At 35.2% G+C, this 21,902-nt stretch carries 20 protein-coding genes; 12 read left to right on the top strand and 8 right to left on the bottom strand.

Annotation, left to right across the window (positions count from 1 at the left end):
* Positions 1-4 precede the first annotated feature (4 nt).
* Together ACJZU6_RS15185 and ACJZU6_RS15180 are read left to right on the top strand one after the other, a co-directional pair.
* Positions 5-1,261, top strand: coding sequence for an ABC transporter substrate-binding protein (locus tag ACJZU6_RS15185; protein ID WP_080155638.1), 1,257 nt, complete (start codon positions 5-7; stop codon positions 1,259-1,261).
* 34 nt (positions 1,262-1,295) lie between these two features.
* Positions 1,296-1,955: a carboxylesterase gene (locus ACJZU6_RS15180; protein WP_080156517.1), complete on the top strand. Its 660-nt coding sequence runs from the start codon at positions 1,296-1,298 to the stop codon at positions 1,953-1,955.
* 25 nt (positions 1,956-1,980) lie between these two features.
* On the opposite strand, the gene ACJZU6_RS15175 is transcribed toward ACJZU6_RS15180, so the two are convergent.
* From ACJZU6_RS15175 to ACJZU6_RS15165, 3 genes are all read right to left on the bottom strand, one after another.
* Positions 1,981-2,679 carry a lipopolysaccharide biosynthesis protein gene (locus ACJZU6_RS15175; protein WP_408901303.1) on the bottom strand — a complete coding sequence of 233 codons (699 nt, stop codon included), beginning with the start codon at positions 2,677-2,679 and terminating at the stop codon, positions 1,981-1,983.
* Positions 2,610-3,239, bottom strand: coding sequence for a hypothetical protein (locus ACJZU6_RS15170; protein WP_080155640.1), 630 nt, complete (start codon positions 3,237-3,239; stop codon positions 2,610-2,612). The genes ACJZU6_RS15175 and ACJZU6_RS15170 overlap by 70 nt, the downstream gene beginning before the upstream one ends.
* An 82-nt stretch (positions 3,240-3,321) precedes the next feature.
* A complete protein-coding gene (locus ACJZU6_RS15165) occupies positions 3,322-4,185 on the bottom strand; it encodes a hypothetical protein (RefSeq protein WP_408901302.1) in 864 nt (287 codons plus the stop codon).
* Positions 4,186-4,209: 24 nt separating this feature from the next.
* On the opposite strand from ACJZU6_RS15165, the gene ACJZU6_RS15160 reads away from it, so the two are divergent.
* Genes ACJZU6_RS15160 through ACJZU6_RS15145 form a run of 4 tightly spaced genes read left to right on the top strand, consistent with a single transcriptional unit; the run spans position 4,210 to position 9,753 of the window.
* Positions 4,210-6,000, top strand: coding sequence for a WecB/TagA/CpsF family glycosyltransferase (locus ACJZU6_RS15160; RefSeq protein ID WP_408901301.1), 1,791 nt, complete (start codon positions 4,210-4,212; stop codon positions 5,998-6,000).
* Complete coding sequence (locus tag ACJZU6_RS15155; protein WP_408901300.1) at positions 6,000-7,166, top strand: polysaccharide biosynthesis/export family protein; 1,167 nt, start codon at positions 6,000-6,002, stop codon at positions 7,164-7,166. Before ACJZU6_RS15160 ends, ACJZU6_RS15155 begins: the two co-directional genes overlap by 1 nt.
* Entirely contained in the window at positions 7,160-8,485 is a 1,326-nt protein-coding gene (locus ACJZU6_RS15150) for a hypothetical protein (RefSeq protein WP_408901299.1), read from the top strand. Before ACJZU6_RS15155 ends, ACJZU6_RS15150 begins: the two co-directional genes overlap by 7 nt.
* Complete coding sequence (locus tag ACJZU6_RS15145; protein WP_408901298.1) at positions 8,449-9,753, top strand: O-antigen ligase family protein; 1,305 nt, start codon at positions 8,449-8,451, stop codon at positions 9,751-9,753. The genes ACJZU6_RS15150 and ACJZU6_RS15145 overlap by 37 nt, the downstream gene beginning before the upstream one ends.
* On the opposite strand, the gene ACJZU6_RS15140 is transcribed toward ACJZU6_RS15145, so the two are convergent.
* The 4 genes from ACJZU6_RS15140 to ACJZU6_RS15125 form a co-directional block, all read right to left on the bottom strand.
* Positions 9,701-10,744: a glycosyltransferase family 2 protein gene (locus tag ACJZU6_RS15140; protein WP_408901297.1), complete on the bottom strand. Its 1,044-nt coding sequence runs from the start codon at positions 10,742-10,744 to the stop codon at positions 9,701-9,703. The genes ACJZU6_RS15145 and ACJZU6_RS15140 overlap by 53 nt on opposite strands.
* Positions 10,713-12,008: a cytidylyltransferase domain-containing protein gene (locus ACJZU6_RS15135; protein ID WP_080155647.1), complete on the bottom strand. Its 1,296-nt coding sequence runs from the start codon at positions 12,006-12,008 to the stop codon at positions 10,713-10,715. The genes ACJZU6_RS15140 and ACJZU6_RS15135 overlap by 32 nt, the downstream gene beginning before the upstream one ends.
* Positions 12,005-12,952 (bottom strand): KpsF/GutQ family sugar-phosphate isomerase, encoded by a 948-nt coding sequence (locus ACJZU6_RS15130; protein ID WP_080155648.1) that lies wholly within the window; start codon positions 12,950-12,952, stop codon positions 12,005-12,007. The genes ACJZU6_RS15135 and ACJZU6_RS15130 overlap by 4 nt, the downstream gene beginning before the upstream one ends.
* 324 nt (positions 12,953-13,276) lie before the next feature.
* Positions 13,277-14,653 carry an MATE family efflux transporter gene (locus tag ACJZU6_RS15125; RefSeq protein WP_080155649.1) on the bottom strand — a complete coding sequence of 459 codons (1,377 nt, stop codon included), beginning with the start codon at positions 14,651-14,653 and terminating at the stop codon, positions 13,277-13,279.
* Positions 14,654-14,746: 93 nt separating this feature from the next.
* Between ACJZU6_RS15125 and ACJZU6_RS15120 the strand changes: the two genes are divergently transcribed.
* The 5 genes from ACJZU6_RS15120 to ACJZU6_RS15100 all read left to right on the top strand — a co-directional run bounded on the left by ACJZU6_RS15120 (position 14,747) and on the right by ACJZU6_RS15100 (position 19,448).
* Entirely contained in the window at positions 14,747-15,631 is an 885-nt protein-coding gene (locus ACJZU6_RS15120) for a LysR family transcriptional regulator (RefSeq protein ID WP_080155650.1), read from the top strand.
* A gap of 32 nt (positions 15,632-15,663) precedes the next feature.
* Positions 15,664-17,577, top strand: coding sequence for an alkaline phosphatase family protein (locus tag ACJZU6_RS15115; protein WP_408901296.1), 1,914 nt, complete (start codon positions 15,664-15,666; stop codon positions 17,575-17,577).
* 101 nt (positions 17,578-17,678) lie between these two features.
* Complete coding sequence (locus ACJZU6_RS15110; RefSeq protein ID WP_144396131.1) at positions 17,679-17,993, top strand: hypothetical protein; 315 nt, start codon at positions 17,679-17,681, stop codon at positions 17,991-17,993.
* A 374-nt stretch (positions 17,994-18,367) separates the two neighbouring features.
* Complete coding sequence (locus ACJZU6_RS15105; protein ID WP_080155653.1) at positions 18,368-18,922, top strand: hypothetical protein; 555 nt, start codon at positions 18,368-18,370, stop codon at positions 18,920-18,922.
* An 85-nt stretch (positions 18,923-19,007) separates the two neighbouring features.
* Positions 19,008-19,448 carry a copper resistance protein NlpE gene (locus tag ACJZU6_RS15100; protein WP_080155654.1) on the top strand — a complete coding sequence of 147 codons (441 nt, stop codon included), beginning with the start codon at positions 19,008-19,010 and terminating at the stop codon, positions 19,446-19,448.
* A 110-nt stretch (positions 19,449-19,558) separates the two neighbouring features.
* Here the strand turns inward: ACJZU6_RS15100 and ACJZU6_RS15095 are convergent, their stop codons facing one another.
* Positions 19,559-20,464, bottom strand: a complete 906-nt coding sequence (locus ACJZU6_RS15095) for a LysR family transcriptional regulator (RefSeq protein ID WP_080155655.1) — start codon at positions 20,462-20,464, stop codon at positions 19,559-19,561.
* Positions 20,465-20,639: 175 nt separating this feature from the next.
* On the opposite strand from ACJZU6_RS15095, the gene ACJZU6_RS15090 reads away from it, so the two are divergent.
* A complete protein-coding gene (locus ACJZU6_RS15090; protein WP_080155656.1) occupies positions 20,640-21,896 on the top strand; it encodes an adenylosuccinate synthase in 1,257 nt (418 codons plus the stop codon).
* The last annotated feature ends 6 nt before the right edge of the window (positions 21,897-21,902 follow it).

The following is a 21,902-nucleotide window of genomic DNA, read 5'->3' as shown; positions in this document are numbered from 1 at the left end:
AAGCATGAAACTAGCGTATTTGATATTAGCCGTAGCAGCATCTTGGCTGCCAGCAACATTAGCACATGCATCGGGACAAGTTGAAGTATTGCATTGGTGGACCTCAAGCGGCGAAGCTAAATCAGTGAAAGTGCTCAAGCAAATGATGGAGCAACAACACCACAGTTGGAAAGATTTCGCGGTGGCTGGTGGCGGTGGTGAAAGTGCAATGACCGTGTTAAAAATGCGAGCAGTGTCGGGGAACCCACCTACTGCGGCACAATTAAAAGGTCATGATATTCAAGAATGGGGACGGTTAGGTTTTCTTACCTCATTAGATGATGTTGCTCAGCAAGAACATTGGGATAAAGTGCTTCCACCCGTTGTAGCAAATATCATGAAATATAATAATCATTATGTGGCTGTTCCTATTAATGTCCATCGTGTTAATTGGTTGTGGGTTAATCCTAAAGTATTTAAAGCCGCAGGTGCTGCTGTACCAACAACCTTAGCTGAGTTTTTTGTGGCAGCCGATAAAATTAAAGCTGCCGGGTTTATTGCGTTAGCGCACGGTGGTCAACCTTGGCAAGATGCCACTTTATTTGAAAGCATTGCATTAGCAGTATTAGGGTCAGTGGATTACCGTAAAGCCTTTGTTGATCTAGATATGGCGGTTATCAACAGCAAGAAAATGGTAGAAGTCTTTCAACAGTTTAAACGGATGAAGGCTTATATTGATCCTCAAGCAAGTGGACGTCATTGGAACTCTGCCACCGAAATGGTCATTAATGGTCAAGCAGCGATGCAGTTTATGGGAGACTGGGCTAAAGGAGAATTTGCACAAGTAGGCGACGTTCCCGGTAAAGATTATTTATGTGTACCAGCACCGGGTACGCAGCACCAGTTTACATTTAACATTGATAGTTTGGCTTTTTTTAAATTAAAAGGAACCGAAGCTGACAATATTGCGCAACATGATTTGGCTAAAACCTTATTAACTCCGTCTTTTCAAAATGTATTTAATCTTAATAAAGGGTCGATTCCTGTTCGATTAGACATGGATATGTCAGCGTTTGATCAATGTGCATTAGATTCGATGCAAGCTTTTAAACAAGCGTCATTATCTGGGGATTTAGTACCCAGTTTTTCTCAAAATTTAGCGACAACAGCCGATGTGCAATCCGCTATTGTTGATGTTGTGAGCGAGTTTTTTGATCAAACAAATCCTAATCCAAAATTAGCGCCATCACGACTTGCGCGAGCAATAAAATCAGCGATATAGTGACAACGGTTTATATAAGGATAAGAATATGAATATAACCTATTTACCTTGTGTTGAAGTAGAACCTACCGTTGAGGCGACAGCAAGTGTTATCTGGTTGCATGGTTTAGGCTCTAATGGCCATGATTTTGAAGCATTGTTACCAGAGTTACAGTTACCTACTGATATGCCAATACGTTTCATTTTTCCTCATGCAGCTTCTATCCCTGTTACCATTAATGGTGGCGCTGTAATGCCTGCATGGTATGACATTATCTCATTGGATGTAGCTCGCAAACTCAACATAGATCAACTCATTGATTCTGCACAAGGTGTGATGAATTTAATTGATCGAGAGATCAATCGCGGCATTGCCTCTGAGCGAATTATTTTGGCTGGGTTCTCTCAAGGTGGCGCTGTGGTCTATCATGCTGCGCTAAGCTATTCTAAACCGTTAGCAGGGTTACTAGCGTTATCAACGTATTTTCCAACAGCGAATATTATTCAATACAGTGAGTCAAACCGCCAGCTTCCGATCGAGATCATGCATGGTCGTTATGATCCTGTCGTGGTACCCAAACTTGGAGAAATGGCGCGTGATGATCTGATTGCTGCCGGTTATCAACCGCAATGGCGAACATATTCAATGGAACATCAAGTATGTATGCCTCAAATTAAAGATATTGCGCAATGGATTCGCGCACGTTTAGGGTAGAAAATGGATGGCGGATGAGACCTATTTATCCGCCTTTAATTGGCACTGGAATTATAGTTATTTTATAAACATTTAACCATGTTAATAAAAATTGAATGCATTTAGATAAACAAAAAGATAGTGCCGCACCAGTTATTCCCCAAAAGTATGATAATAAAGAAATTAATAATAAGTGAATGATACCTGATGAAATGGTTATTGTTGAAATTAACAGCGTCCTTTTGTCGTAAAATAAATAGTTATTGATCATCAAATACATGCCGCCAAATATTTGTCCAAGAAAAATAAGGCCTACAATATTATTATTGATAATATAATTTTGACCTGCGATGAACGTAATTAATGCAGAACCATGAAAAAAGAAAAACAGTGATATTACGAGTAAAAAAATAAAATAAATATAGGTTAAAACCCATAGTTTATTTTTAGTGATTTTATTGTTTTCATTTAATTTTTCAAATAGCCATGGGTAATAACTTTTGTTGATAGCGTCAAATACAAAAATAAAAACAGTGCTAATTTGAAATACAACAAGATATGATGAAATAGTAGTGAGACCAAGAATGCCACTAATAATGAATTTATCAGCACCGGCTAAAATAAAGATTCCGACAGAATGGGGAACTAATGGCAAACCTACTTTTAAAATATCTTTTATGATGGCAATTGATACGTGAGAGAAAATGAGCCAATTATTTTTGATAATAATAAAAATTGAACACAAAAAAAAACCGCAGAAATAGTCAGTAAGGCGTAGATTCTTGCGTCTATTTTATCGTGTAAGGCATATAGCAGCATTAATGTAAATAATGAGGAAAGTATAATGTAGCAGGAGTTATAGAGTGAATATTGATACGCTTGCTTTCTCATTTGCCACTGCCATAAACAAAATTGAATAAAGGTTTGTGCTATAGCAATGATCATCGCATATGGAATCCATAATTGTGGCAGTGATAATAATTCAGATAAAAATGATAAATGTGTAAATAATAGTAAGGTAAAAAGTAAAATAGAAAAAATAAGTATTATGATGCAACCACTATTATAGTGTTGAATATCTTTATGTGTGGTTTCTTGGTCAAAATATTTTATATTTGAAGCTTGAAAAACATTGAGGTGTATAAATGATAATAAACCAAAAATTAAGGTTTGGAATAATACAATCTGACTATATTCTTCGGCAGAAAGAAAGCGAGTTAAAAAGGGTAATAGAAACAGTAATGATAAACCATTTAAAATATTGGATATTAAATAAGCTGATGATTTTTTTAAAAAAGACGTCATAGAATATCCTATTCTTATATGATTCTTGTTTTTACAATACTAATATTAAGCAATATTAATACCAACAAAAGTATTATTTTATTTATTTTTTAAATTTGAAAAAAGCCAGTTTTATTCGATACCATAGCTGTCGTAAGGATGCGAATTTGTATCGACCTCGTGTCGTTATTTTCATTTTTGAACCGGTTATTTTTGCAAATTGCGATCTAAATTGTTTTTCCCATTGCTCGCCATATCTTTTTGCAAAGCATTTTTCCATCTCTACTTGTGCTTGGCAGCGATATTCATACGCTGATTCATCCGCAAGATTTAATTTATGTACTTGATTTGTCTTCCAATGTACCCATAGGTCACGTGATATAACAGCCGTTAATCCATTATTTAACGCTATGTGTTGAAGCTCAATATCGATACCGTGTCCCCTTTTTAAGTCAGTGTTGAAATAAGCGGCATGTTTTTTGTAACAGATAGATAAAAGCTGGTGCGAAACTAGCGTCATAATCGGTTGGGCTGAATAGGTCGAACGATAGGGGATGTTGTGTTGAGTAAGATCATGGTGGGACTGTTCAGGACTGATTGTTTCTGTCTCTCCACCTTTTAGAGACGCCATAACAACGCCAAATGATGCTGATAGTTCATCAATCGTCTGATGACAGATATCAAGATAGTTAATGGTGGGATCAAGTTTTGCACTGGTTGTTATTAATAAATAGTAATCAGAAGGGCGATAAGTCATAAGAAATTTGAGGGTTACATTTGCTTGCCCAGAAAAACGAACATTAAAGGGTAATGCTAAATTGGTTGAAAGTGCTGGCGGGGCTTTGTCTGAGCCGTTATCAACAACAATGATGTGATCTGGAGAGAAATTGTTCTTAATTAGATAGTCGTACGTCTCATCCGTTTGTTTTGGAAGATTATAGTTAAATATAACACATTGTATTTTCATTAATTATTATCCATAGGTCGCGTTATGAATAGAATGATGAGTAGAGTAATGATTGTGGATGTTTCCTTACTCGATCGTTTAATTGCATTGATATACAGTGTAGTAAGTTTTCCTGTATGGATTTGTTATGCAGTTCAAAACTATAGCTTATGTGGACGAGTCTTAAGTCGGTATGAGTATTGTTGCGGTTTTGATTATCGTTTTTATCAAACTAGCCGATTAGCGAGATTATTGGCTGTTGTAAAGGGAGAATTACATCTCATTGGCTTTTCACCGAAAATTGCTTATAGCAGTGATAACCAGTATGTTGGTGCTTTTTCTGCGCGAGATATTCATGAAAATTTAGGCATTACGCCACCAGAATATCATCATTTAAGTGATGATATGGAATTGAAGATGTATTGGTGGAAAAAGATGATATATCCGCTGCTATATGCTTATTCTTTATTATTTAAAGTGACACATAAGCCCATTAATCAACGCATAAAATGGTTTGGCATTGACGTTTTTAACGGTCAACAAACGGTTGCATTAAATATAATTAAACAATTGATTATAGCGATACCTAAAAAGACGCCAAGTCTAATAGGTTATGTTAACGCTGATTGCTTAAATAAGTTAAAAGACAGTCGTCAATATCGTAAAAACTTAGGTAAGTTTAATTTAGTGTTACCTGATGGTGTTGGTCTAAAGTGGGCGTTAAGGATCAAAGGCGTGCTACCTGGTGACAATATTAATGGTACTGATTTCAGTCCTAAAATTTTAGAGTTAGCAGCACAAGAGAATTGGTCTGTATTTTTTCTTGGTGGTGAAGGAGATATTTCAAAAAATGCGCTCGCTAAATTTAAGACTATGTATCCTAATTTAAATGTTGCGGGTAGTCATCATGGTTTTTTTAATGATGATAAGTTGGTTATTGATTATATAAATGAATCAAAAGCTCAGATCTTATTTGTTGGATTTGGTTCTCCTATACAAGAGCAATGGGTTGCTGACAATTATAAATATTTAACAGTTAATCTCGTTATTTGTGTGGGTGGGATGTTTGATTTTTATGCGGGAAAAGTACAAAGAGCGCCTTTACTGGTAAGGCAGATTGGGTGTGAATGGCTATACCGACTATATCAAGAGCCTAAGCGGTTATGGAATCGCTATATCGTTGGCAATGCAAATTTTATATTTTGGAATATTTCACATGCATTAGATATTAGAATGTTTTTTTTGAATTTCTTTTCGCGAACTCTTGATATAATTATTTCTTCTATTGCATTAATAATGTGGGCGCCATTTCATATTATTTTATGTGGTTTGTTATTTATTACAGAACGAAAAAATCCAATATTTAAACAAGTAAGAGTTGGGAAAAATGGTCAACGGTTCATTATGTATAAATATACAACAATGGACAGTGATATTATTTTAGAAGAAGAGGAATTTAAACAATATGTGAGTGATGGAATTAGATATAAAAACAAATCAGACCCAAGAATAACAAGATTTGGATTTTGGTTAAGAAAGTTTTCTGTTGATGAGGTTCCTCAATTTCTCAATGTATTAAAAGGTGATATGAAGTTGGTTGGTCCACGACCAGCTTTAGAAGATGAAGTTGATAAATATACCCAAGTGCATAAATTACGCTTACTTATTAAACCAGGAATGACTGGGTTATGGCAAGTTTCAGGTCGTTCTGATTTATCATGTAAAAAGCAATTTGAGTTAGACTTAAATTATGTTGTGACGAGATCAATAGTATTAGATCTTATTATTTTAATTAAAACTATTCCTGCTGTTTTTAGTGCGAAAGGAGCAATGTAATGCATGCTCTTACTATTTTGTTAATTATTGGAATGTTATTAGGTTGTGCAAATGAGCGCACAATTAATAGTTATAGTTCTACTAAATGTTTAAATTATTGTAATGAAAATTGCAATTATCATACAGACCAAAAATATACAAATAGTAATATCACTGGAAATATTAATAACAATGTAGACAGAATTTTAAATAAAAATGAAATATTATCAGCTGGTGATGTGTTAAATGTTAATATTTTGAATAATGTTACATTATCTAAAGATTATATAATTAAATCAAATGGCAATATATATCTACCTTGGATTGCTCCGATACAGGCTGAAGGACTGTCTATTGATGAACTAAATGAAAAAATACTAACTTCTTATATTGCTAATGATATTTTTAAAAAGGACAGTTTTTATCCTATTATCACTGTTATAAAATATGCTCCTATTTCAATAAAAGTTAATGGCGAGGTGTTTAAACCAGGATTTATCATTATTAATAAAAATGATCCTATACTTAATCATTATAAGGATTTAGGTATTTCTCATACAGAGGATAAGATGCTTACTTTAGCGATTAAATTAGCCGGAGGAATAAAACCGACTGCGGATATAACAAATGTTAGATTAGTGCGTGATGGGGTAAGTTATATAATTGATCTTAATGGTGTTTTAAGTGATGGTGGCTTTAAAGATATTCCATTGGCAAACGGTGATGAAATCTATATTGGATCTTCATTATGTGTTGATGCTGATTTAATTCGAGTTTCAAAGATAACCCCAATTGGTATTAAGCTATTCTTATCTAATACAACAATTCCCGCAGAAAATAATAATTTAAGTAATATTAATCGTGATACGAGAGAGATGCCTTATGGATCTCGGCTTATGGATGCAGTGTTCAGTGCCAATTGTATGGGCGGAACGGAATCAACAAATAGTGGTCGAGAGGTTTTATTAATAACATCCTTAAATAATGACGATAATCTAGTGGCATTAAAAATTGGGACATATGATTTAATTAAGCATAGGAATAGCCCCCATTATAATCCTTATTTAATGAATGGCGACAAAATAGCTTGTTATGATTCAGGAATGACGAATTACTTGGCGATTGTTAAGTCATTAACTGAAACATTATTACCAATCACTCTTCTACATGGATTAATAGGATGGTAATTAAAGCATTGAAATATAACCTTCTTTTTTTCCTTGTTGGATTGATTTTCATATGGGGAGTATTAGTAGGCGCTTTGATGCTAAAGAACAAGTATGAAGGTCGATTAACGATTATTTTCCCATCTTCTCAATCAGACACTCGATTAAAATTATCAAGTATTGGTGAGATGACGACAAATAACCAATCAATATTTTCTAATATGAAAATAGATCCGAAAGAGACATATAAAGAAATTATTATGAGTAATGAGATGAGAGTCAATATTGCAGATGATCTTGACTTGACATTTTTTAACATACCGGCACCGAAAATCACTAATGTTCCTCAAACACCATTGATTAAAATTTCTATGGTTAGTGATCATAAGAAAAATTTGGTGTCGATGCTAAATTCTTTACTTTATAATTTAAATAATAAAATAGAAAAAAAACGAAATAAGTATATTGAGTTTAGAAATATATCTAATCAAATAAAAATTGATAACTCTAAATTTAAAATAGATTTGTTAACAGAGGAAATAAAAAATATTAGAGTTAAGTATAATATTTTACATGATAATTCTAATAACGATTACTCTGAAAAATTATATAAACTAGATGACGTTTTTCGTAATAAGAAAATTGAACTCATATCATTAAGAACAAAACTAGAACAGTTTGAACAAGTTTTAAAGTTAACAGCAGAAGAAGCATCATTAGCATTATATATTAATTCAGATTATATTTTAAAGCGACTGTATCAAGAAAGAGCAGAAGTATCATCAAAACTGTCATTATTAGCTGCCGTTAGTGGTGCGAATAATCCTGACTTGAAAAATATAAAAGAAGAATATCGCCAGTTAACAAATAATATAAATAATAGACTGTCTTTTTTAAATAAAGGCCTAAATGATAATAATACAAAAAGATTAATTCTTAATATAGATATTGATGAACGTTCTGAAATATTTAAAGTTTATGTGCTAAACAAAATAGAATATCAAACAGTAGTGAATGAATTTAATCAAATAGATATTGAGATAAAAACATTAAAAAACACATTAATAGAAATGTTAGATAAACAAAATCAATTAGAAATGCTAACAAAAAAATTAGAACTCCATGAGGCTATATATTTTGCGAAATTAAGTAATGAACAGGCCTATATTGATGACGCAGAATATATTTATCCTGATGTTCAATTATGGGAAGGTGCAAAAATAGTAAGTGAAAAAGGTAAATATACGCATATTATTATAATTGTTATTGGTATTATTACGTCTATTATTTGGGTTGTTATTTTATGTCTATTTTACAAGAAACAACATTTAAAAATCTAGATGAAAGAATAATATACTTTACGATAATCCTCACTTATCCATTATATTTAATAGGTGGTTTATACTTAGTCGGCCCGATTTTAGCTTGGATTTTGCTATATCGTTCTTTAGTTATTATTTTTAATGTTAAAATAAAAATACATTATTTATCAACTGCTTGGATTGTTTCTATCTTATTAATTGAAGTTGTTGTTGTTATTGGTTCATTGAATACGGGTCATAGTATATTAATGACAATAAAGTCAACAATTGGTTGGGCTAAAGGGTGGGCATTAATCGGAATATTTATATTTATAGGGTCGATTTTACCTATTAGATATTATATATTTCAAAGAGCTATAATAAATATATTGTGGCAAAGTTTATTAATATCACCTTTCCTTATTGTTGTCGCTTTTCTTAATTTCCCCACTTTACTCTATATATCACCATTGAAATTTTTTGGTGGTGGAGGTGAACAGTTTTTTAAAGTGTGGTTATATTGGAATGATTCAAATACAGGGTTACCTAGGTGGCAATTATTTGCACCTTGGTCTCCTGCATTAGCATTTTATGCGTTATTAGCATTATCCATTATTTTACCTCGACCATCAGATAAAATAAAATATGTTGCATTATTTTCTGCGATTGTTTTAGTTTTCTTATCAGAATCTAGAGCAGGAATTGTCATATTACTGATGTTGATATTTATATATGTGATTAGCTGTTTTTTTGATGTGATATTTATTCTATTTATGATGCTTATTTGTTGTTTGATATTGGGTGTTTTTCTTAACGAAATAGTTGAAAGTGTGTCTAGTTTAGTTAACTATATTAATAGCATGCGATCAAAATCGAGTATGATAAGGCAAACATTAAATGATATTGGTTTGTATCGATGGTATAGCGAATCTTTTTGGTTCGGGCATGGGAATGTTGAACGAGGTCCTCATATCGTACAGTTTATGCCAATAGGAAGCCATCATACATTTATTGGGTTATTATTCATAAAGGGAATAATAGGTTTGTTACTCTATGTTCTTCCGTTAATAGCAACTACTTTATATTTATTCTTTAAGAGTTTTATCCGACGTGATTATTTGTCAGGGTTTTTTGTTATTCTAATTTTTTTAATGTATTCATTTACGGAAAATATTGAGATTTTATCTTATTTGATGTGGCCGGGATGGCTATTTATTGGAATGGCTTTACGAGTATGTTTTTATGATTGTCACTTTAATGAGATTGACTTTGAAGATAACGGCCAAGCTTTTGTTGAGCGAAAGTAAATATTCGAGAAAATATTATTTTTGGTAATATAACCAATAATATACTTGAACCTAGTGTCACGATAGTTCTAGTAGGCTCTTCAATTACTATTTTAGGATAGATCCGTATAGCTTTAAATATGTAGCAGATAGATTCTTTCTTTTTATTTTTTATTATAGCCCAGCGTGATATGTATCGTAATTGATAAGCGAGTGCTTTATGTCTATATTGTTTAATTAGATTAGGATTATAATTCCGCACTTTAGTATTCATTTTTAACCAATTCAAGAGTTGTTTTTTATAATCAGACGATAATCCTTGAATATTTATTCTATAGATAGTAAGTGGATAAGCTAACCCTTTCATTTTCAGATTTGTAATAGTCGATAATCGCATCCAACATTCAATATCTTCAGATTGGGTTAATGATTCATCAAAAAATTGCATATCAGGGTGGTGTTTTTGACAATAAAAGCCGATTTTTTTTAAGACTACTGTTTTAATGACGGCAGACGATCCATTACCTATAGGATTTCGGCAATAAAGATCACTAATTGTGATGTTATTTATTTTTGGCGTCTGCTGTAGGTTAATGGATTTATTATCCATGTTAATAAGCTTTGATTGGCTATAGCTCATAGAAATAGTTGGGTTCAGTTGGTGTAAATAATAATGGGTCTTTAACTTATCTTTATGCCATAAATCATCGCCATCTAGAAAAGCGATAAATTGGCCTTTAGCGTGACGAATACCCGTGTTTCTTGCACCACTTAAGCCTCGGTTTTCTTGCTCGATAAGTTGAAACCGCGCATCTTTTTCTGCAAATTGTTTACATATATTAACGGAGTTATCTTTACTGCCATCGTTAATCATCAGCACCTCAAAATTTGAGAAGCTTTGCACCAATACCGATTTTAGGCTGTCATATAGATATTCTTCTACGTTGTAGATCGGTATTACAATCGAAAAAAAAGGGGGATTAAAAGAAACCATATTTTGCCACCAATTCATCAACATGAATATCATTGGATATATCATTTAAAATATGTCGCTCATTACGGGTAAGCGTAAGAGCACGTTCAATTACTTTTCTCTCAACGTGTCGGGGTACAACAACAATACCTTCATTATCAGCATAAATTAAACAGTTAGGTTCAACAGTTACATTATCAAGCGTAATTGTTTTATTGAAATGTTCAACAACGGCTCTATTTTTAACATCTTGGCAGTTATAGCCTGTAGAAAAAACAGGATAATTGAGGTTTGCAACATTTTGGCTATCACGAGTTACGCCACCAACAATCGTGCCGATAGCACCAGAACGAATAGCGAGATTAGCATTCAACTCACCAAAGTAGGCATAATCAGAAATTTCATTTTCAACCACAATAATGTCATTAGGAACAATATATTTATAGGTATTTAACGCGTTGTAGATTCCTGATGGAGATTCATCTTGCTTTTTTTTGCGAAGCTTTAATGTTTTCGCACGACCAAAGATTTTAGTGGGTGTATAGGGTTTAAGAGTTGTAATTATTTGGTTTGGATAACCCAATTCATCTAATATGTCAGATAATATTGCGCTTGATATGGATGCTGAAATATTTTGTAGTAAGTGATTTTCTTTTTCTCGTATTCCTGCTGCGATGAGGTTGGCTAGTTGAAAATCTTCAGCCCAATTGACATCAATCGCTTCTATCGGTGTTGCGTATACAAGATAGGGGTTATCTCCGACGCGTCTTTTTAACGTAAGCGCATTGTCACGATACATAATATACATCCCCATAGTTTCTATGATCGTATCTGTAAGGTCGACACTATTGGGTATATGCTCAATATCATAAGCTGGACGATTATTATGCCATAAATATTGTTTTTCTTTTTTTACCATTACAGCACTGTCATAGTCAGGATTATTTATTAGTGTTTCTAAGGTATCTTCAATCGTTTGAATTTCAATAAATGGGCTGGTGCATAAAATTTGTAAATAAATATCAGCATCAATATGTGAAACTTCATTTAAAAATAATGCATTACCATCAGTTGTGTTACTGGCTAACTGGCGCTCTCGTTTCATGATGTGGATAGGGAGCTCGTTAGCTATTTCTATAAACTCATCGCTATCAGTATCCAGCCATACCTCATCAATAGATGGGCACTTTATTAGCTTCTCTAACATATTGATAAAAAGAGGTTTACCATCAAGCAATTGGCTGTTTTTTGATGGTATACGATCACTGTTACCTTTTGCTGGAACAACGGCGACTATTTTCATATTTTCTTCCTGTAAATACGAGTGTAAACACCTGATATATGCTGAGTGTTGTTATGATATACTATAACAATAGTATTAATATTGTGTTGTTGCATTAGTTGTTCTGCATCATGTACCGTATGACTATCATCTAAAGTCACCGGATTAGCTGACATAATTTCTTTTGCTGGAATATGTTGCCAGTGCTCAGGGTTATGAGAGATAGCACGATTTAAATCCCCTTCAGTAATCAGACCTTGGAGTTGTTGCTGGCTACCGACGAGGACACACCCTTGATGGCCGCATAATAATTGTGATAGCACTTGCTGTAGTGGAGTTGCTATATCAATAATAGGCACTGATTTTAATTGAGTTTTAATTGGCTTTAAGGCATGCAAGCCAAGATTGCCATGTGGGTGATTATGAGCAAAAATATTTTTAGAAAAGGCATGATAGTTAGCGATTGCTATGGTGATAGCATCTCCCATCACTAAAGCACAAGTTGTTGATGATGTCGGTAATATGTTGTGTGGATCGGCTTCTATTGATGATCCCGCAATAAGATTGAGATCTGCCTGCATAGCGACACTGTTGGAGTGATTCCGCGTTAACGTAACGATAGGAATATGGCGATGTTTTAGCTGTGATTGTAAGGCGAGGATTTCCGTTGTTTCGCCAGAGTTCGAGATTAAAAAAGCCAGATCATGATGATTTAAAGGACCTATATCGCCATGCATTGCCTCGCTCGCATGAAGATACGTAGCATTGATACCGAGACTTTTGATGGAACTGGCGATTTTTTTTGCAATATGCCCCGATTTACCTATCCCGGCAAAGATTATTTGACCTGTCTGATGCTGAATCAATGTCGTCAGCGCTTCAGATTGAGTAGGCGTTAATTGGTGCTGCATATTTTGAAGTGCGCCAATTTGTAACGATATTGAATCAGAGATAAGTGAATGCATATTATGTTTTGCCTCAAATTTGATTATTATTCTTAAAAATAAGCAAATATTAAGCCAATAGCATAGTATTTTATTTGAGATATTGATTATCAATTGCTGATATATTGTCTCATTAAAGGGGCGGTTTCTATAAATAAGAGGTTTTATCTTATCTTTTATTTTGAATGTTTATTTTGCTTTGCTTTTTGCAAACGATATAGTAGATAACTATCATACTGATAATATATGTTATTTATAGATTTAAATTGCAGTAATAAAGGCAATACCTGGCAAACAATTATAATGGTAATAATTCAATGACAGATATTGACGTGGTATTGAAAATTAAGGCTGAAGTGATAGTGGTTCAATATCAGTTGTATTTTTTCTGCATCGCTGGCGAATATCTAACCATAGCATAGGAATAACGATAAAGCTGAGTAGAATCGTTGATAATGGCATCGATAACCAAACGCCTTTTACGCCAAGCCATTGTGGTAAAAAGTATAAAAAAGGAAGTTGTACTAGCATATTACTGACCGAAATAGCTAACGCTTTGCCCGCTTTGTCGACGGACATAAAGTACACGGTTGCTAATACAATTAAGCCATCTAAGAACATAGCAAATAAGTGTAATTTAATACCCGCGATCGCTTCACCTGCAAGTGCTGGATTATCGCTATTGAATAACCCAATTAATGTACGAGGGAAACTATGCAGTAATGCGAACCATGTAATACCAGCAATAATGGTAACTTTAATCGCTAAGTAAGCCGTTTTTTTGATATTTATCGGTTGTTTCGCACCATAATAATAGCTCACTGGTGGCTGCATACCCTCGGCAATACCTTCAGAGACTAAATAATATAAAGTCATCATATAGCCAACAATAGCAAATGCACCAACGGTCAGTTCTGTGCCATATTGCATAAACTGATAATTATGTAATGCAACAACAAAGCTAGCATAAAGGTACATAATTAATACAGATGAGCCAAGACTGATTATTTTCCAGCAGTGACTTAAGTGAATATTGATCATAGTGAAACGGATACGAAGGGGGGAATATGCCGAACAGAAATACACAATGCCGCCAATAACTGTAATGCTTTGTGCAATGATAGTTGCGATTGCTGCCCCTTTTAATTGCCAGTTGAATACACCAATAAAGAGGTAATCTAAGCCTATATTTGTTAATGCGCCCGCAATTAATAAACTTGTGGCTATTTTGGGACTATCATCATTACGTATTAACATTGGCATAGCGCCGGCAAAAATAGTAATAAATGCAGCCCATCCAAAGCTTTGCACATATTGTAAGGCTAATGCTTTGATATTGTGATTTGCACCTTGAATGGTTAATAATGATTCACCAAAATTAACAAATAATCCCAAAGCAATAACACTGACGATAGTAATCAAAAAGACAGCATGATCCAGTGCGCGTTGTGCATGTTGAGGGTTCTGTTCTCCTCGTGCAATTGAGATCAGTGTACCACTGCCGATACCAATCATTAGTCCTAAGCCGGATAGCAGATAAGTGATGGGCCATGCCATATTAATCGCCGCTAAGCCCTGATAACCGACATAGTGACCAACAAAAATACCATCAACTATTTGATATAGGCCCGTAACGAGCATTGCTGCAATTGATGGAATCGCATAACGCCAAAAATTTTGGCTGATAGTGAGGGATGGCGGTGGAGACTGAGCTAATTGCATAAGATATCTCATTATATTGGTAGCGGTATTATCCTTGTTTCTTAGATTGTTCAAAGATAATATCTATCTTATTTTCGGATGGTTTAAACGGTTATGGATTGGACATTAGATCAGCTCAATGCGTTTGTTATATCAGTAGAGCAGGGGTCGTTTTCAGGTGCTGCTCGGCGAATAGGCAAAGCACAATCACGCATAAGTACAGCGATCAGTAACCTCGAGGCAGATTTAGGGTTTGATTTATTTGATCGAAGTGCACGCTTACCTGTATTAACGCTTGCAGGGGAGCAGATGTATGAAGAAGCTAAAGTAGTGTTAGCTCAATGTGATCGGTTGCAATCTCGTGCATTAACATTAACCAAAGGTGAGGAAGTATCACTCACTATTGCCATGGATGAAGCGACGCCGACAACCGTCTTTGAAGAATTTTTTGAGCGCGTTGCTGCTAAATTTCCATTATTGAAATTGACGATTATTAGTGGTTCAAAAGATGATATAGCAAGTCAAGTTGATGATTTAACTGCTGATTTGGGTATTTTATTTTTTAGTAAAACACTGCCTAATAGTTTAGAGTTTACGCCTATTTGTGAGTTTAATTCTTCACTTATTGTGGCTAAAAATCATCCCTTAGCAAAAGTATCTGCACCCACAATGCAACAACTCAGTCAATATCGACAATTACTTATCTGTGATCGAATGGGTTATTACCATACTGACGCTCTTTCTGCTAATTATTGGCATATTGATAGTTATTATTCAATTACAGCGTTTGTATTGAGGAATATGGGGTGGGCATTTGTTCCCGATCATGTGTTTAATTATTCAATCTTTAAAGATGGTGTAGTGAGGTTATCGATTGAAAATATTCCAACCTCGCCTTGGATTGATATGGGGTTAGTAAAACGACGCGATCAAGGTAATGGTCCCGTGTTGCGTTGGATGTATCAAGAATTGAAGACAATGTTCGCCCAACATAACTAATGAATTTATATTTGTAAATGATAGAACAAAGTATGAAAAAAACGGTGATAAAAGAGCCTTTACCATTAATTGTAGCTGGACCAATTTTACGCAAAGCAACTGCGAAAGAATTAACCCTCTGGTTGGTTACGACACGTCAATTAGATGCTGATTTTTGTGTTTTTCTGGGGAAAGATGAGCAGCCTTTTTATGAGGCGAAATTTGATTTAGCGCATCAAATTCAAATTGGTAAGCATGCATGGGTTGTACTTGCCCATTTTAATGGTGATTTTCCACAAGATATGCCACTTGAATATCAGGTGACAACATCCGAAGGTTTGTTAACTGATCTGGTGCCTGATTTATTATACGGTGATGAATCACGATTAAGTGTCATGATTCAACAGCGAGCAGACTATGTATTACATGGCTCTTGCCGTAACCCACATTATCCGAGCAAAGACAGTTTAGTTGCGGCTGATCATAAAGTAAGTACGCTAGCCTTGAGTGAACGTCCGAGCTTATTAATGATGAGTGGCGATCAAATTTATGCCGATCATGTTGCAGGGCCAATGTTGGATGCGATTGAACAGGTAACAGCATTGTTAGGCTTACCTGATGAGACGTTTGAACAAGCGCCAATTGCAGATACTACCGCGTTGTATCAGCATCCCCATAATATTTATGGCCGTGATAAATTATTACCGCATTATGTTAATGATGAAAGTTGGTGGCGACGTTGTTTACCGACAACAACAACCCCTATTTTTAGTTCTCGCGAATGTGAAAATCATTTAATGAGCTTCAGTGAATTTTTTGCGATGTATTTGTTGGTATGGTCACCAACATTATGGTCGTTTGTCGATCGTGACCGTTTTGTGCGCAATGGCTATTGTAATGCGGGGGTTGCAGTATCACTGAAATGGCAGCAAACATGGCAACATGAAGCGCCGATTATTGATGATTTTGTTATGGGGCTAAAGAATGTACGTCGATTAATGGCTCATATTCCAACCTATATGATTTTTGATGATCATGATATTACCGATGATTTTCAGCTTAATCGAGGTTGGGAAAAGGCAGCTCATGATAATTTATTTTCACGCCGTATTATTGGTAATGCTCTGATTAGTTATTGGTTATGCCAAGGGTGGGGTAATGCACCTGAAAAATTTCCTCCTCAGTGTTTAACACTGGCTAGAACATTCTTTGAGCAACCGACATCGCAGGCTCATAATGCGCTAGCGGAGTATTTTTACCGGTTTGAAGATTGGCACTATACGATAGCGACGGTGCCTAAAGTTGTGGTGTTAGATACCCGTACACGACGCTGGCGCTCTGAATCACATGCTAATCGTCCTTCAGGATTAATGGACTGGGAGGCATTAATTGAGTTTCAACAAGAGCTTTTACATGAATCAGCGGTGATTATTGTTTCTGCTGCGCCAATGTTTGGGGTTAAATTTATTGAAACATTACAACGGATGATGACCTTGATCGGTCAGCCATTAGTGGTTGATGCTGAAAATTGGATGGCACATCCAGGCTCTGCTAATACGTTATTAAGTATTTTTACTCATACAAAAACACCCACAACGTTTATCATTTTATCGGGTGATGTACATTACTCGTTTGCTTACGATATAACGCTACGTAATTTGAAAGGGCAGTTTAAGATCTTTCAAATAACCTGTAGTGGATTGAAAAATGAATTTCCTAATAGATTACTCCGTTTTTGTGATTGGATGGATAGATGCCTTTATAGCCCCCATTCTCCTCTTAACTGGTTCACTAAACGTAAGCGGTTATTGATAGAGAAGCGAGATCCCGATACTGAAGGACACCATAGATTAATTAATCAAAGTGCAATTGGTGAATTGTTCCTCGATCAATATGGTACACCATTAATGATTGATATCTTAACAGCTGAAGGCAAGGTTATTCATTTTCCGCCCAAGGTTTCTTGACTGTAGAATTGCAGTGATTTTACTTGTAAATGACAAAGCTATCATTGTAATATGGTTGTGAATTATTTGTGATTTGTGTCTCGTTAGTAAGTGGAGATTGTATGCGTTTTTCACAGAAGGTTAGTCTGATGTTAGGCGTATCTTTGTTTCTACTTACACTTTTATTAATTAGTGTTGCAGGACGGACATATAAAACAGAGACAGCCATCGGGCGAGTTATTGATACCAATATTGATTTCTTTCAGAAGCAAGATCCGCTTCATTTGCAGGTTATGTCAGAGCAAACAAATAGTATGATTAATCTTAAGATTAATGATGGATTATATTGTCCGGTTGGTGCGCAAGTTGTATTTGTAAAAACAACATGCGCATTATTTGGTGATGATGCTTATGAGTTTATTTCGTGTGGACTTTAAGGTTTGGTCGTTATTAATAATGCATTAGAGGTTATTATTCTAATTTTATAACGATGCTTTAAATAGAATTAATCTTGAATATAATAATTAAAAAATAGAGTGCAAAATAAACAACCTGTTGTTTTTTTGATTCTTTATTGTCAAGATGTGATCTTATCAAGTGTTTTTGAAAATTTATCATTAATATTAATAAAGATGAATATAATTTCTCACTTTTATGATTTTATTTTTATAAATAAAACAGATTAAATACCGCAGAATGAAAAAAAATGACCTATTATTGACTTTGACATGACGTTAACTAGATATGTTTTTCATACTAATCGTGGATACTGTTAAGGTTATATTTTAATGTGGATTTTACAGGAGTTGATATGAAAAAAAGTATTATTGCTATCGCTATTGCGGGTTTAGTGCTTGTTGGTTGTGATCAAGCAAGCCAAGATTCGGCAAAAGAATCTGCGGCTTCAGTAAAAGCAACAGCGGTACAAGTTAAAGATAGTGCTGTTACCACAACAGATGCAGCGCTTGATTCAACAAAACAAGCGTTAAATGATTCTGCTGATGCTGTGAAAAATACCGTTAACGATGCGGTTGATAAAGTAAAAGAGATGAAGAATGGCGCAGTAGATAGCTCTGATGCAGCAATCACTGATTCTAAGCAAGCAGTATCAGATTCGGCTGCAAGCATTGAAAATAAAGCATCTGAATTGCAAACAAGTGCAGAAGATACGGCATCTGATGCAATGGATGCATCAAAAGATGCTGCTGACAGTGCTAAAGATGCAATGAATAATGCAGCTTCAGATGCTGCTGACACCGCGACGGCAGTAAAAGATAAAACAGAAGCAGCAGCGAGTGATGCCGCTGATATGATGGATAAATCTGTTGATTCAGCAGAGAAAAAAGTAACTGATTTAACAAATTAATTCATTTATAGTATTAATTTATATGTTAAGAAGCCGAGTGTTATGAACTAATGCTCGGTTATTCTTTTTTCACAAGGAGTCTAAGGTGAAAAAAAAATATTTAGTCGCTGCGATGTTTATAATTGCACTTGCCGGTTGTGATCAAGCGAAAGATGGTGCTAGTGATGCAGCTGCTCAACAAACTGAAGCACATAATGCACAGAACTCATTAGATTGGATGGGCGAATATACTGGTATTCAACCTTGTGGTGACTGTTCTGGTATTGAAACGAGCTTAACGTTAAATAAAGATGGTACGTTTGTTCTAAATGAAACCTATCAAGGTAAAGAGACGAAACCATTTGTTAATGAAGGTAAGTTTAAGTGGAATGATCGTGGTGATACCATCACATTAAACCTTACCAGTAACAAATCTGTGAAGTATTTTGTAGGTGAGCATCGTATTTTCCGGCTTGATCAAAAAGGCCAGCGTATTACAGGTGATTTAGCAGATGCTTATACCCTGAAACAAAACGATGATAATTAATTTTTAAGAAAATGCCCTGACGTCTTTTTTATTTTAAAATGGCCATCAGGGTATTTTTTTATCTAACGATTATTACTTATAAAGCTGATTACTGTTTATAAAGTAACATGTTATTGTGAACGTTGAATTTCATCATCAACCCAGCGTAATAACTGCTTGATTGCCCGTGATAACACTTGATTCTGGCGCACAATATAGCCCAAACTGGTCGTCGGAAAGTGTGGCAGTGGTGTGATCGTGGTTTTTAAATGTAATTTAGAATGCAATGAAAAACTGGGAACAATTGCTACTCCAAATCCAGCTTCAGCCCAGTCAATTTGAGCATCAACACTGCCAACTTCCATCACATGGTATTTAGCGAGCTGTAAACTTGGCAATGCTAAATCAATCAATTCACGAGTACGGGTATCATGGCCTAATAAAATTAAGGTTGGCTCATCTGCCGCAAGTGGTTGATGTTCAATTATTGCTTCAGGATCTTGCGATAATCGTTGCCAGCGTTCTAATCCATTCCCTAAAGCACACCACTTAACTTGGCGTAATTCCATAAAATGTAAAGGTTGGCTTTCTTTTTGAGCGATAACAAACCCCAAATCTGCTTTAGCACTTTTTACTAATTCTGTTGCTTGGGACGAAGTGGTATTAAAAAGAGAAAGATCAATGCCTGGGTATTCTTTTTTAAAGGCTTGAAAAGGACTGATAAGCAATAAGCGTGAGATAATATCACTAGCAGCAATGGTAAGTGTACCTTGGTTTAACTCATTGATTGCATTTAGATCTGCTTGGCAAATTTGCAGTTCCATTAAGGTGTTTTCAGCACTTTTAAGTAATCGTTCTCCTGCTTGTGTTAAACGAAACGGATTTCTTTCAATTAATTTTACTCGTGTAGTCTGCTCTAATTGTTTTATATGAAGGCTGACATTAGGTTGGGTCATATGAAGCGCGGCGGCTGTCTTTCCAAAATGCTGATGCTTAGAAAGTGCAACGAATGTATTAAGCCAATGCAAATCTATCATTTTTACCTTCTTAGTTGGGGGGAGACACTATTACGGCTAGTAACATTACCTAAGTAAAGACAATAACTAATGTACGCTATATAAGAGATTCTTATCAAGTTAATAACGATTATTGATTATTTTTATTGGGCTATTGAGCATAGGATAACGTCATCGCTTTTGAGGAGTTAAAATTATGTCGTCTATTGTTGTTGTTGGTGCTAACTGGGGTGATGAAGGTAAAGGTCGTATTGTTGATTATTTAGCAGACCAAGCTTCAGCGAGTATTCGTTTCCAAGGTGGTAATAACGCAGGTCACACTGTTGTTAACGATTTTGGTACTTTTAAACTACACCAATTACCAAGCGGCGTATTTAACCCCGATTGTATTGCTGTTTTAGGCCCTGGTATGGTTATCAGCCCAGAGAAATTAAGCCTAGAAATTGAAGAAGTAGCAACATCAGGTGTTGAAGTTAAACTTTGCATCTCTGATCGTGCAACACTATGTCTACCATTACACGCACTAGAAGATACCCTAGAAGAACAACGTCTAGGTGATGGTGCTTATGGTTCAACTCGTCAAGGTATTGCACCTGCATATGGCGACCGTGTAATGAAGAAAGGTATTCTTGTTGGTTGGTTAAAGCAGCCAGAAGTATTACTTGAGCGTATTCAATTCATGATGGATTGGAAATTGCCACAGCTTAAAGCGTTATATCCTTCAATGGAGTTCACGCAAACAGCCGAAGAAATGACAGAATGGCTTCTTGAAGTGTCTCAACCTTGGCGTGACAGCATTTGTAACGTTACTGAGCCACTAAAAGCATTACAAAAAGAAGATAAAACATTATTGTTTGAAGCACAGCTAGGTGCTGGTCGTGACTTAGTTTACGGTGAATACCCATGGACTACATCATCTAACGTAACAGCAGCTTATGCTGGTATCGGTAGTGGTTTACCTGCGCTTCACCCTGAGCGTGTTATCGCGGTTGCTAAATCATTCAGCTCTTCAGTAGGTACTGGTACATTGATCACTGCAATGGAAGATCAAGACCAATTCCGTGAAGATGCAAAAGAATTCGGTGCAACAACAGGTCGCCCACGTGATATGGGTTACTTTGATGCAGTTGCAACACGTAATGGTATTGAATTACAAGCAGCAACAGAAATCGCATTAACTAAGATTGACTGCTTAAGTGGCATGAAAGATCTTAAGATCTGTGTTGCTTACAACGGTGATCATACTGAAAACCCAATTTGGCCTCAAACTGCATCACTAACAGCAGTTTACGAGCAAATGATGGGTTGGGATGAAGATATCACTGGTTGCCGTCATTTTGACGAACTACCAGAAGGTGCACAGCAATATGTACTTCGTATTGAAGAACTAATGGGTGTGCCAGTGAAGATGGTATCAGTAGGTCCTGAGCGTGAGCAAATGATCCTACGTTAATCGTAG

This window comes from Photobacterium piscicola (assembly GCF_046058925.1).
GTDB lineage: Bacteria > Pseudomonadota > Gammaproteobacteria > Enterobacterales > Vibrionaceae > Photobacterium > Photobacterium piscicola.
Note: the sequence above shows the minus strand (reverse complement) of the source record. Positions and strands in the feature narration are given on the sequence as shown.